Below are 13,155 nucleotides of genomic sequence, written 5' to 3' on the forward strand. Positions count from 1 at the left end.
ACATGTCAAGTGTGATTGAAGCCGCGGCGGCTGCGGCGTCGGTTGAGCGACGCGGTTCGCCGACAAGTCAGCTACTCCTTGACGAGGCTGCGCTGCTGCTGGCCCACGCGGAGTTGACGAAATGCGACGACGGCTGGATCACTGCCGATCAATCGCGCAGTTCGCTCGAATTGATCCCCTCTCCGACGCGCCAGCGTGCTTGGCGCGCGGAGATCAAATCACTCGTCCATCGTTGGCCGGACCTCAGGATCCTGCTGAGCGATACTCCCGACTATCCAGCCCAGCTGTTGAAGACGGGGCAAGCGCCAGCGATGCTCTTCGTCCGCGGAGCGCTCGACGGCGCACGTTCTCTCGCCGTTGTGGGAAGTCGCGCGGCGAGCGAACAGGCGACGACGACAGCCCGTGAGGTGGGTGCCGCGCTCGCCAGCGCGGGAGCGACGGTTGTCTCGGGACTCGCTCGTGGCGTTGACACTGCCGCGCACTCTGGAGCACTTGCAGCAGGCGGACGGTCCGTCGCCGTCGTCGGCACCGGCATCGATGTTGTGTTCCCGCCCGAGAATGCTGGGCTAGCTGGACAACTCAGCCAACAAGGCGCCGTGGTCTCGCAATTCCCGCCTGGTCTCGAACCCTCGAAGACGAGCTTTCCGACTCGTAATGCAGTGATCGCAGGGCTCAGCGACGCCAGCGTGATCATTGATGCCGAGGAATCGAGCGGCACGCGCATCGAAATGGAGTTCGCCCTGGCGTTCAGCCGGCCCGTGCTCTTGTGGGGGCCGCTGCTGTGCAAGAGCGACTGGGCAAGGACCCTCTCGGCGAAGCACGACGGAGTGCATCTCGTCGGCTCAGCCTCAGAAATTCTTGCTCTGGCGAAACACGGCTGACGCTTGAGCACGAGATGAATCCGGTCCTCGCGGCGCTTGCCGAGGCGCTTGAAGACGATTGTGTGGCAGTTCCGGCTAGCGGCTCCGACGTGTGCCCAGTGTGCCGGGGCCACCGCTACGAGGCCGAGCAGGTGTGCGGAAGCTGCTATGTGTGCCGCGACAGACTCGGCTCGGCAAGCGAAGTCGTGCCGGTTTCCCTGTACTGCAAGCCGTCTCCGATGCGAGACCGGCTCCGCTACTACAAGGACAGCGATGACGCCGAATTGCGTCGTCAACTCAGTCAGGAAATCGCGGCGCTCGTAGAGACGTTTTTCGGCAATAGCCGAATACAACTCGAGGACCACTTCGGTGGATGGGATTCAGTGTGCGTCGTGCCGTCATCTGACCGGGAACCGCCTCACCCGCTCGAGACAGCACTCGCGGAATTCAGCGCTCACGCATGCGGTCCTCTGGCGCACCACCTCAAGCGCGGGTCGGGCGAAATCGGGCACAGGAAACCCAATGCCCAAGCGTTCGAGCCAGCTTCTGCCGTGACAGGTCGTCGAATTCTGCTTCTCGACGACGTGTTCACCACCGGTGCCCGATCACAGTCGGCGGCTTACGCTCTCAGAAATGCCGGTGCCGTCGTGCCATTGGTGGTTGTAGTCGCTCGGCGAGTGAATCCAGATTGGAGGCCCGAAGTGCGCGAGTGGTGGGACCGCCAATCGCGGCAACCCTTCGCCTGGACGGTCCAGCCGTACAGCGACAGGTAGGCAATCGCGGGCTGCGTCAAGCAAACTTCGCACGTTCGCATCTGCGATTGCGTCGGGGGCCGGACGCGCGGCGAACGCAAAACCACCTAGCGGGAGTCATATGCCGGTACTGCGATCCCACATCGACACGTCTGCTGAGTGGTTCGCCAAGAACTGCGACGACATGCGCGAACAGCTCGTCGAGCTTGACGAATTGCAGCAGCAGGCCGCGGCGGGTGGTGGGCCGCGGGCGATGGCCCGCATGCGCAGCCGGGACAAGATGCCGGTCCGCGAGCGCGTCTCGATGCTGGTCGACCGTGACTCGCCGTTCTACGAGATCAGCTCGCTGGCCGGTTACTGCTCTAACTACGCAGTCGGCGGCGGGCTGGTGATGGGCATCGGTGTCGTGAACGGCGTCGAGTGCATGATCGAAGGCAACGATCCGACGGTGCTTGGCGGCGCCATTACGGTGTTCGCCGGCCGCAAGATCATGCGAGCGATCGAGATCTCCCGCGACAACCGGATGCCGTACATCCAGTTCGTCGAATCGGCCGGCGGCGATCTGCGAGGCAACGACGATCCCGAACGCCAGATGCGCGAGCAAGAGAGTCACTTCGCGGAATCCGGCCGGCTGTTCTACGACGTGACCGAGCTGTCGAAGCTGAAGATTCCGTCGATCTCTGTGGTATTCGGCAGCTCCACTGCCGGCGGCGCCTACCAACCCGGGATGAGTGACTACAACATCTTCATCCGCAACCAGTCCAAGGTCTTCTTGGGCGGGCCGCCGCTGGTGAAGATGGCGACCGGCGAGGACTCCGACGACGAGACGCTGGGCGGAGCGCAGATGCACGCCGAGATCTCGGGCTTGGCCGACTACCTCGCCGAGGACGAAGCGGACGCCTTGCGTATCTGCCGGGAAGTGGTCTCGCACCTCAACTGGCGCAAGCTGGGTCCCGGCCCGACCATGCCAGCCGACCCGCCGGTCCACGATCCCGAAGAGCTGCTCGGGCTGATGCCGCGGGACCTCCAAGCCATGATCGATTGCCGCGAGGTCATCGCCCGCATCACGGACGGCTCCCGCTTCGAGGAGTTCAAGTCGCGGTACGGCGCCACGCTCATCTGCGGTTGGGCCTCCGTACACGGCTTCCCCGTCGGCATCATCGGCAACAACGGGCCGCTGTTCAGCGACAGCTCCGAGAAGGCCACCCAGTTCATCCAGCTCTGCAACCAGCAGGACATCCCGCTGCTGTTCCTGCAGAACATCACCGGCTACATGGTGGGCAAGGACTTCGAGCAGGGCGGCATCGTCAAGAACGGCTCGAAGATGATCAACGCCGTGTCCAACTCGATGGTGCCGCACATCACCGTGATCCTCGGCAACAGCTACGGGGCAGGGAACTACGGCATGTCGGGTCGGGCGTTCAATACCCGCTTCACGTACCTGTGGCCGACCGCCAAGATCGCCATCATGGGACCGAAGCAGATCGCCGGCGTCATGTCGATCGTGCGGCGCGGCCAAGCCATGCGGCGCGGAATCGAGTTCGATTCCGAAGCCGACCGCAAGATCACCGAGCAGGTCGAGCACTTCCACGAGTTGAAATCCCTCTCCGCCTACGCCAGCGGGCGAGTCACCGACGACGGCGTCATCGACCCGCGCGACACCCGCGATGTCGTGGCGATGTCGCTGTCGGCGTGCCACAACAACGAAGTGAAGGGCGCCGACGGCTTCGGCGTCTTCCGGATGTAGAGGCGGCTGGGATGAGCAGGCAACGACACCAACCGAAGACGCCGCATCAACACGGGTCTTCCGGGTGCAACGGAGGCGTGCGATGAGCGAGAACACTCGAACACAGCAACGCCCGCTGCGGCGGCTGCTCGTTGCCAACCGGGGCGAGATCGTTCGCCGCGTCTTCCGCACCGCGAGCGCCATGGGCATCTCGACCGTCGCCGTGTATTCCGACGGCGACGCCGAAGCGCCGTTTGTCACCGACGCTGACCTGTCAGTGCCGCTTGGCGGGCGGACCGCAGCAGAGTCGTACCTGTCCATCGACAAGGTGATCGCTGCCGCCCAGCGCAGCGGCGCCGATGCCGTGCATCCGGGCTACGGCTTCCTGTCGGAGAATGCCGAATTCGCCACGGCTGTCATCGACGCTGGGCTGATCTGGGTGGGGCCGCCCCCCGCGGCCATAGCGGCGATGGGCGACAAGCTGGCCGCCAAGGAGACAATGGTCGCCGCGAACGTCCCGACGCTGCCGTCTGTCCCGGTGAGCGAAGCCATGTCCCCAGACGACCTGGCTGCTGCGGCGGCTGAGGTCGGCTATCCCCTGCTGGTCAAGGCTTCGGCTGGGGGCGGCGGCAAGGGCATGCGCATCGTGGACTCGGCGAGCTCGCTCGCGGATGCTGTGGCGGCGGCACGCCGGGAAGCGGCCGGTGCGTTCGGCGACGACACGGTCTTCCTGGAGCGGTACCTGCCAGCGCCGCGCCACGTCGAGATCCAGGTGCTGGGTGACACACACGGGAACGTCGTGCACTGCTTCGAGCGGGAGTGCTCGATCCAGCGGCGGCATCAGAAAGTCATCGAAGAGGCACCGTCGCCGGCGGTGACACCGGCGCTGCGTGAGCGCATGGGTGCTGCTGCGGTCGCTGCCGTCAACACGATTGGCTACCACTCGGCTGGGACCGTGGAGTTCCTGCTGGAAGGCAGCGGCGACGACGCCGAGTTCTGGTTCCTCGAGGTCAACACCCGCCTGCAAGTCGAGCATCCTGTCACCGAGGAGATCACCGGTCTCGACCTGGTGCGTGAGCAGATCCGAATCGCTGCCGGGGAGCCTCTGGGCTACGCGCAGGCTGACTTGGCGATCGCAGGCCATGCCGTCGAGGCCCGCCTGTACGCGGAGGATCCCGCCAACGGATTCCTGCCCGCAACCGGCACTGTCGAGCTCTGGGCGCCGGCAAGCGAGCCGCAGGCGCGCTTCGATTCAGGCATCGAGATGGGTTCGGTGGTCGGGACAGAGTTCGATCCGATGCTCGCCAAGGTGGTCATGGCGGCGCCGACGCGTACCGAGGCTGCGCTGGGACTGGCATCGGCGCTCGACCGCACCCGGTTGGGCGGTGTTGTCACCAATCGCGATTTCCTCTCGGCGGTGCTGCGCAGCGACGAGTTTCTCGCCGGCGACACCACTACCGATTTCATCGACCGAACGGGACTTGCCACCGACTCGCCGCCCTACCGCGGCCTGTTCTTGCATGCAGCGGCGTCGGCCGTGGCACTGGTGTCGCAGGCCCGAAATCGTGAGCTGGCGACTGCGCTGGGCTTCATGACGTCGGGATATCGCAACAGCGTCATGCCCGACGAGGTGCTGCCGCTCACGGCTCTCGATCCGGCCGCGGGCGAGGTGGATGTGAGCGTGGCCTACCGGCGCCAGCGCGACGGCAGCTATCGGCTGCGCGTCGCGCCGCTGCGAGTCGACGCTCCGTATGCGCCACCAGAAGATGGCGAACCCCAATCGAACGACGGCGAGGCCGACGGGGACAGCGGCGGCGGGGACGGCGAGGGGGGCCTGCCGGACTCCAGCGAGTTCGTCGTACGGCCCCACTCGATCCAGATCCACCCGATCGTGGACGACTTGGCTGGCGAGGTGACCGACGCACCCCCCGCCGAGCAATTCGATGCCGAACTCGACGTCACTGCGCTCAATGAGTCTGGCGGCGGGATGCGAGGCACCTGGCAGATCAGCCGTCGCGGTCACGACTGGTACGTCACTGGGCCGCTCACCGGTTCGGCGACATTGCGGGAGCGCTCTCGATTCCCCGACCCGCACGCCGAGGCTGTCGAGGGCGGGCTGGTCGCGCCGATGCCCGGCAAGGTGCTGATGGTCAACGTCTCCGAAGGAGATCGGGTGAGCGCTGGCCAGGTGCTGGTGGTGATGGAAGCCATGAAGATGGAGCACCAGATCACTGCACCGGCCGACGGCGAAGTGAGCGAGGTGCGCGCTGCTGTCGGCGATCAGGTCGACAACGGCGAACTGCTCGTGGTCATCGCGGCAGACGAATAACGGGTCCACCCCGTCGAATAGCGTCGTTCCGGTCGGCGATCGGGAGGGGTCGGGCAACTCCGAAATGCGCTACGACCTGCAGTCGCTTCGAGGTGATGTCAGCGGCGGTCTGGCAACCGCGGCTGTCTCGATCACACCCGCGGCGACGTTCGGTGTCGTGTCAGGACTTGGGCCAGCCAGCGGCATCTATGGAGCGATCGCCGTCGGACTGTTCGTAGGCATCTTCGAACGCGCCCGACCGCAGATCGCGAGCGTCAGCAGCGTGATGGCGGTGGCGATGGCAGCAGTCATCGCCACACACGCCGACAGCGCAGCCGAGGCGTTCACGGTCGTGATACTGGCTGGCTTGATCCAGGTGCTGATGGGTGCTCTTCGCATCGGCAGCTATGTCTCCTACACGCCCTACTCGGTGATTGCGGGGTTCACTTCCGGCGTCGGCGTGATGATCGTCGTCTCGATGGTGCAGACGTTCGCGGGCGCAACGGTGAAGATCACCAAGCCCCTCACGGCGATCCGGGAGTGGCCCGACGCGCTGGGCGACCTGAACGCCAGTGCGTTGGCGATCGCTGTCGTCACGCTCGTCATCGCGATTGCGTGGCCGCGCAGACTGCGGCGCGCTGTTCCCTCGACGGTTGCAGGCCTCATCTGCGGCACGTTGCTCAGCGTCATCTGGCTGGGCGACGTGCCCACCATCGTTGATGTCCCCACAGGCCTGCCCGAGCTCCAGCAGCCGGTCTTGTCGCTCGAATTCCTGGCAAGTTCGTTGGTACCGGCACTGACTATTGCCTTGCTCAGCACCGTGCGCGGCCTGCTGTCCTCGCTCGCCGTCGACGCTCAGACCCGCACCCAGCAGGACGCCAACCGTGGCTTGATGAGCCTCGGAGTCGGCAATGTCGCGGCCGGGCTCATCGGTGGGCTCCCGGGGCACATGACGTTCGTCACGACAGTGCTGAATATCCGCGTCGGGGCAACGACGCGTGTCTCGGTGGTTGTGCGCGTTCTGGCGCTGCTGGCAATCGTGCTGGGGCTTGCGCGCTACCTCGAATTCGTTCCCCATGCCGCCTTGGCGGGCATGCTCGCCGTGCTCGGCTGGCAGATCATCGACTGGCGGTTTCTGGCGCGCGTCGGGCGCGTCCAGCGAGAGCACCTCTTGATCATGCTCACGACGCTGAGCATCACTGTCTTGGTCGACTTGGTCACAGCGGTGGCGGTCGGGCTGATCGTGGCCGGCATGATCGGCGCCCGCCAACTGGAACGGCTGCAGCTCGACAGCGTCGTGTCGGTGCCGCTGCTCGACCAGATCTTTCTCCACGACCAGATGCCTGACATCCACGGCATCGGCCCCTACTCCGCACGTGTTGGCATCGTGAAGCTGCGTGGCAGCTTCACCGTCGCATCCTCGAGCAAGCTCATCCGCACCATCGGCGACGACATCGTCGGCCACGAAGTCGTGATCTTGGACTTCTCCGAGACCGACTACATCGACGACAGCGCCGCCCTGGTGATCGAGCAGCTCATCGACACGGCAGAGGCCGCGGATGCGACCTGCATCGTCATGGCCCTCGACGGCAAGCCTGCCGCCACGCTCGAATCGCTGAACGTGCTGCGCCAAATCCCTGACGAGCACGTTGTCGCAAGCCTCGATGAGGCCCGAGAAGCAGCCAGGCAATTGCTCGCCTAGACGCGACGCGTGGCGACAGGCCCTAGGGCTACTGTCTGCGCCAACCCGGGGTGCACCGGGCCACCTGGCAGAGAGGGGACCGCTCATGGGCGCGACGCAAGTACATCGACCGGGACGGCTCGGCGACCCAGACATGACGCTGGGGACCGACCCGCGAGCAGATCGCCGAATGGTTGCCGTGATGACGGAGCTCGGCCTCGACGGCCACGGCGAACCGACGCCGGTCAACGCCGACACGCCCATCGAGGACCTCTACGCCTACTGCGACGAGGCCGAGCCGGGCTTCCAGATGATGTTCGACGTGCTCTACCAAGGCCTGCCGCCGATCGAGGGCATCGAGCGCAACGACGTCACCATTACCGGGCCTGACGGCAACGAGATCAGCCTGTACATCCACCGTCCCGCCGGAGTCGAAGGGCCGCTGCCGGCCATCTTCCACATTCACGGCGGCGGCATGGTGATCCTCACAGCAGCCGACGCCAACTTCGGTCGCTGGAGGGATGAGCTCGCCTCCATTGGCCTCGTGGCCGTGGGCGTCGAATACCGCAACGGCGGCGGTGCGCTTGGCAACCACCCGTTCCCGGCCGGCCTCAACGACTGCAGCACTGCGTTGCAGTGGGTCGCGGCCAACAAGGGCGACTTGGGCATTTCCACGATCACCGTTTCGGGCGAGTCTGGCGGCGGGAACCTGACGCTGGCCACGACACTCAAGGCCAAGCGCGACGGCTATCTCGAGATCATCGACGGCGTGTTCGCTCAGTGCCCGTACATCTCGGGCATGTACGCGAACCCGCCCGCCGACCTGCCATCGCTGCACGAGAACGACCAGTACTTCCTGGGCTGCGAGAACATGGGCGCCCTCGCGAAGGTGTACGACCCCACCGGCGAGAATGCGACAAATCCGCTCGCGTGGCCAGTGCACGTCAGCGTCGAGGAGCTGGAGGGCATGCCCCCGCACGTCATTTCCGTGAACGAGCTCGATCCGCTGCGCGATGAGGGACTGACGTACTACCGCAAGCTGACCGCTGCGGGGAACACCGCAACGGCTCGCACCATCAACGGCACCTGCCACGCGGGCGACGTCATCTTCCGCGGCGCAATGCCCAACGTGTACGCATCTACCGCCGCCGCCCTGCGCGACTTCGCCTACTCGGTGTAGCTGTCCCGCTCAGTCAGTTTGCGCGTGCCCGGGCGATGGGGGCGCCATCGCGCCGGGGGTACGCCGTCGCGAACAGCAGCGCTTGGGTGGCAAACAGAACCAGCGCCAACAGCCACACCCAGCGCATCCCGCCGAGGAACTCGTCAGGCGATGCAGGTCGGCCGACAATGCCGATCGCAGCGGCGACGCCAAGAGCCACCGAGAGTTGGAAGATCGTCGTGCGGCCTGCGCCAGCCATCGCATATCGAGGGGGGAGCACGTCGCGCATCGCCGCTCCGACCAGCGGCGCAAAACCGCAGGCGGCGCACAAGCCCACGACCACTCCGGGAATCAGCATGCCCGTGACGTAGCTGGGTTCTGTACCGGTCCACGCCAAGTGCATCGCGGCTGCGGTCACGCCCAACAACCCGCCTGCGACCAAGAGCGGGCGCGACCCGAACCGATCGGCGAACCGGCCAGCGATCGGGGCAAGCATTGAGGACACCATCGGCCCGGGCGCCATGGCGAATCCCGACTTCAGCACCGACCAGCCCCAGCTGCGCTGAAGGAACTCGGGAAGCACGATCAGCCACGCGAAGAAGGCCGTCGCGAAGGCGACGGTGCCGAGATTGCCGACGAGATAGCTGCGGAGCCGGAACAAGCCCAGGTCGAACAGCGGCGCTGGGTGGCGATGCGAGCGCGCAATGAACAAGCCCAGCAATACGGCGCCCACCGTCAACGAGGCGAGCGTCCCGAAAGCGGTCCAACCCCAGTCAGATACCTGAACGATGGCCAGCACGAACGCGCCGACGCCGATCGAGGCCAGGGGCACACCCACGAGGTCGACACGCCGCGCCACCCCTTCGCCTCTGCTCTCGGCCAGCCAGGTCGGTCCGAGCAGCATTGCCATCAGCGCCACCGGCACGTTGATGAGGAACACCGACCGCCAGCCCAGGGCGTCGACGAGCAGCGCGCCCACTGAAGGGCCAAGCGCCGCTGCCAGCCCGCCCATGGCGCCCCAGACGCCGATGGCCATCTGCCGTCGCTCGATCGGAAACGCCGTCAGCAGCAGTGCCAGGCCAGACGGGAACTGCAGCGCCCCTCCCAGGGACTGCAGCACGCGAGCCGCTATCAGCAGCTCAGCGGAAATCGCGAGTCCTGACAGCAGCGATCCGACGGCGAAGATTGCCAGCCCCCACAGGAACATCCTTCTTCGGCCGAATCGATCAGCCATCCAGCCTGCTGGCAGCAGCACCGACGCGACGCCGATGTTGTAGGCGGTGATGACCCACGACAGCGAGGCCGCTGACGCGTCTGGGAATGCTTGAGCGATCTCATCACGAGCCAGCGCGATGACGGTGATCTCGAGCGCCACCATGAAGCCAACGAGCGACGTGACGAACAGTGTTCGGTACGCAGCTGCGTTCGACGTGGCGTCGGACGGAGGCGGTGCGCTCATAGGCCGAGGACTCGGGCGGCGTTGTCACGCAGGTACTTGCGACCATCCCCGTCGGCAGCCGTCGCCGTCCCGTGGGGGCTCATTGCAGCGACGTTCAGACCGGCGCGTCAGCAGTGATGACGATCTTGCCGAAGAAGCGTCGCTCCTCCATGGCCTGGTGAGCCGCAACGCCGTCGGGCAGTGGCACCAGGGAATCGATCACTGGTACAAGCTCGCGCGACTGCACCATCCGTAGCAGCTCATCGAGGTCGTCGCGCTTCCACCCGTTGGAACCTCGGATGTCCATCTCGGCGGTCCAGATGAACCGCAGGTCAGTCGGCGGGTTGTAGCCAGCGGTAGCGCCGCAGGTCAGGACACGCCCGCCCTGCCGCACGCATCGCAACGAACGGGCCCAGGTGTCGCCGCCAGTGAAATTGACCACCACGTCGTAGCCGCCCCCGCCGAACAGGCCGCCGGTCTGTTCTCGGCAGTAGCGGGCAATGTCGACCTCGGAGTAATTGATCGTCTCGTCGGCCCCCAGGTCGGCGAGGCGCTGGCACTTCTCGTCGGTGCCCGCCGCAGCGATCACTTTCGCACCGAGCAACTTGGAGATCAGCAACGCGCTGGTGCCCACTCCCCCACTGGCGCCCAGGATCAGCACAGTGTCGTCGGGGCCGACCTCGCCGCGGGTGATCATCATCCGGTGGGCGGTGCCGTACGCGACCGGCAGGCACGAAGCATCCTCGTAAGAAACGTCGTCGGGCAGCGAGATCAGCTGGCTTTCGCTCACGGTGACGTACTCGGCATAGGCGCCCCACAGGGTGTCGCCGATCATGGAGAACTTGCCGCTCCCGCGATCCCAATGGACCGGGTCTGCGAGCACCCGGTCGCCCACCGACCATCCCTCGACACCTGGACCGAGCTCGGCAACCTGCCCTGCGGCGTCACAGCCCGGGATGCCCGGCAACGGCACCCTGATCCCTGGCATTCCCCGGCGTGTGAATACGTCGTGGTAGTTCAGCGAGCAGGCCCGCACCGCGATCCGCACTTCGCCGGGTTGCAACTCGGGCGTGTCGATGTCGCGATACGACAGCACATCGATGTCGCCGTGCTCCGAGAAGACGATTGCTTTCATCGCAGTGCCCCTATTCGCCGACCTTCATCGGTCTCTCATGCCGCCGAGGCGCGGTCTCGTTCGACAGATGCGTCCATCTCAGCAAGCACGTCGCCTCGCAGTGCCCGCACCGTGCCGGCGTAGGCACGGGGGTCGAGCGTGTCGGCCAGCTCCGCAGCTACATCGAGCGCCCGCTCGATGACCGCATCCGGTGCCACCGCCTCGTCGAGGAAGCCGGCTTCTGCCGCACCCACGCCGTCCAAGAGCCGGGCGTTCGCCACACAGCGCTGCAGGTGACGCTTGGACAGGCGCTCCTTGGAAATCGCCATGGCCCAGTCCGGCAGCGTCAGCGCTATTGCCACTTCGTTCAGCCCGATCCGCACGGGCGCATCGGGGCCGACGCGATAGTCGCAACCCAGCAGCAGCAACGCTCCCGCTGCAACGGCGTGGCCGGTGCATGCGGCCACCACGGGTACCGATGAGCCGTAGGCCCGCCGCACCATTGCGCCACCTGCTGACACCAGCTCGGTCATCGCGCCACGGTCGCCGCCGCGGATCACGTTGAGGTCGAACCCCGCAAAGAAAGCCCGTTGGTTGCCGGCGATGACCACCGCACCGATGCCGTCATCGGCCTCGGCTGCATCGATTTGCGCGTCCAGCGCCGCCAGCATCGACACCGAGAACGCGTTCGCCTTGCCATCGTCCGCCTGGACCAGCAGCACGCTGCCGTGTCGTTCAGCTGAGACCGTGCCATTGCCTGATTCCCCATTACCCGATGTGCCATTGCCCGGTGTGCCTGCGTCATTCATCGTGCGAATGTTACGGCTGCGCCCCCCAGCGTGCCCGAGCCGAGGCCAGTGCAGGGCTGGTTAGGGTGCGCCCATGGCCGTACCAGTTGCCGATGTGGAGATGCCCGAACTGGACCTCGATCCGGTGACATGGGAGGAACAGCGGCGGCTGCTGGTGGATCTGCTCGAAGACCACAACTGGATTGCACGGACGCCACTCGGCTACGTCATCACTCGCTACGACGACGCAACCGCCATGCTGCGCGACGACCGTTGGTACTCGGCTATTGGGCTGATCGCGGAGATGCAGGGCTACGACAACCCGGACTTCAAGCGGCGTTCCGGTCGAAACATCTTGGCGATGGAGGGTGACGAACACCACAGGATCCGTCGCCTCGTCGGACCCGCCTTCACACCGAAATCAGCCGAGCGACTGCGACCGTTCATGGCCGAGGTCATCGACGAGTTGCTCGATCCGATCTGCGCACGGGGAGAGGCCGAGTTCGTCAGCGAGGTGTGCGAGCCGTATCCGATTCCGATCATCTGCGAGATGCTGGGTGCTCCTCGCGAGGACTGGAAGCTGTTCGGACGCTTGGCGACGGACATCTTCCGCATCTTCAACGGCAACCTCCACCGGGACGGTCCGGCCATCGTCGCTGCGCAGGACGAGATGGAGGCCTACATGACGGCGCTCATCGCCGAGCGCCGGGCGGCGCCGCGTGACGACCTGCTGTCCGACCTCATCGCCGTGTCCGAAGCAGGCGATCGGCTGTCGACGGAGGAGTTGTTGTCGCTCGCCAACTCACTTCTGCTCGCGGGCACTGACACGACTCGCAACCAGCTCGCGTGCGCGGTAGCGCTGTTCACACAGCACCCTGAACAGTTCCGAGTCCTGGCGGACGATCCATCGTTGGCGCCGGGAGCCGTCGAAGAAGTCATGCGGTATCTCGGCGCGATACGCGGCACGGCCCGTTACGCCAGCGAGCCGATCACCTACCGCGACATCGAGTTCCCGGCCAACACCTTCATCTTCCCGAGCCTTGTGGGCGCCAATTACGACGGCGAGAAGTTCGTCGAGCCCACAGACTTCGATATCACGCGCCGTTCAGGCATCCCGCACATGACCTTCGGCAGCGGCATCCATCACTGCTTGGGGGCCTTCTTGGCCCGGGCAGAGCTGCAGGAGGCATTCAAGGCCATCGCACGCCGCATGCCAAACCTTCAGCTCGCCGGCAACGTCGAGTGGAAGCCGCTCTCGAACGGGATCTGGGGTCCGACGGTTCTGCCCATCAGGTTCACGCCGGGGCACTGACCCCAGCCACTCTGCAG

General features: G+C 65.7%; 10 protein-coding genes. 7 read left to right on the plus strand and 3 right to left on the minus strand.

The window, feature by feature from the left end:
- Nucleotides 1-2 precede the first annotated feature (2 nt).
- From ACOQPH_RS12435 to ACOQPH_RS12460, 6 genes are all read left to right on the plus strand, one after another.
- Nucleotides 3-881 (plus strand): DNA-processing protein DprA, encoded by an 879-nt coding sequence (locus tag ACOQPH_RS12435; protein WP_420621695.1) that lies wholly within the window; start codon nucleotides 3-5, stop codon nucleotides 879-881.
- 14 nt (nucleotides 882-895) lie between these two features.
- Complete coding sequence (locus ACOQPH_RS12440; RefSeq protein ID WP_420621696.1) at nucleotides 896-1,633, plus strand: hypothetical protein; 738 nt, start codon at nucleotides 896-898, stop codon at nucleotides 1,631-1,633.
- Between the two features lie 100 nt (nucleotides 1,634-1,733).
- Nucleotides 1,734-3,359 (plus strand): acyl-CoA carboxylase subunit beta, encoded by a 1,626-nt coding sequence (locus tag ACOQPH_RS12445; protein ID WP_420621697.1) that lies wholly within the window; start codon nucleotides 1,734-1,736, stop codon nucleotides 3,357-3,359.
- A gap of 82 nt (nucleotides 3,360-3,441) precedes the next feature.
- Nucleotides 3,442-5,667: an acetyl/propionyl/methylcrotonyl-CoA carboxylase subunit alpha gene (locus ACOQPH_RS12450; protein WP_420621698.1), complete on the plus strand. Its 2,226-nt coding sequence runs from the start codon at nucleotides 3,442-3,444 to the stop codon at nucleotides 5,665-5,667.
- A gap of 64 nt (nucleotides 5,668-5,731) precedes the next feature.
- Nucleotides 5,732-7,348, plus strand: coding sequence for a SulP family inorganic anion transporter (locus tag ACOQPH_RS12455; RefSeq protein ID WP_420621699.1), 1,617 nt, complete (start codon nucleotides 5,732-5,734; stop codon nucleotides 7,346-7,348).
- An 85-nt stretch (nucleotides 7,349-7,433) separates the two neighbouring features.
- A complete protein-coding gene (locus tag ACOQPH_RS12460) occupies nucleotides 7,434-8,507 on the plus strand; it encodes an alpha/beta hydrolase fold domain-containing protein (protein WP_420621700.1) in 1,074 nt (357 codons plus the stop codon).
- A gap of 13 nt (nucleotides 8,508-8,520) precedes the next feature.
- Here ACOQPH_RS12460 and ACOQPH_RS12465 read toward each other — a convergent pair whose 3' ends face one another.
- The 3 genes from ACOQPH_RS12465 to ACOQPH_RS12475 form a co-directional block, all read right to left on the minus strand.
- Entirely contained in the window at nucleotides 8,521-9,945 is a 1,425-nt protein-coding gene (locus ACOQPH_RS12465) for a DHA2 family efflux MFS transporter permease subunit (RefSeq protein ID WP_420621701.1), read from the minus strand.
- A gap of 94 nt (nucleotides 9,946-10,039) precedes the next feature.
- Complete coding sequence (locus tag ACOQPH_RS12470; protein ID WP_420621702.1) at nucleotides 10,040-11,059, minus strand: zinc-binding dehydrogenase; 1,020 nt, start codon at nucleotides 11,057-11,059, stop codon at nucleotides 10,040-10,042.
- A 35-nt stretch (nucleotides 11,060-11,094) separates the two neighbouring features.
- Nucleotides 11,095-11,847: a crotonase/enoyl-CoA hydratase family protein gene (locus ACOQPH_RS12475; protein WP_420621703.1), complete on the minus strand. Its 753-nt coding sequence runs from the start codon at nucleotides 11,845-11,847 to the stop codon at nucleotides 11,095-11,097.
- Between the two features lie 73 nt (nucleotides 11,848-11,920).
- Between ACOQPH_RS12475 and ACOQPH_RS12480 the strand changes: the two genes are divergently transcribed.
- Nucleotides 11,921-13,138: a cytochrome P450 gene (locus tag ACOQPH_RS12480; RefSeq protein WP_420621704.1), complete on the plus strand. Its 1,218-nt coding sequence runs from the start codon at nucleotides 11,921-11,923 to the stop codon at nucleotides 13,136-13,138.
- The last annotated feature ends 17 nt before the right edge of the window (nucleotides 13,139-13,155 follow it).

Source organism: Candidatus Poriferisodalis sp., from assembly GCF_965221945.1.
Lineage (GTDB): Bacteria > Actinomycetota > Acidimicrobiia > Acidimicrobiales > Poriferisodalaceae > Poriferisodalis.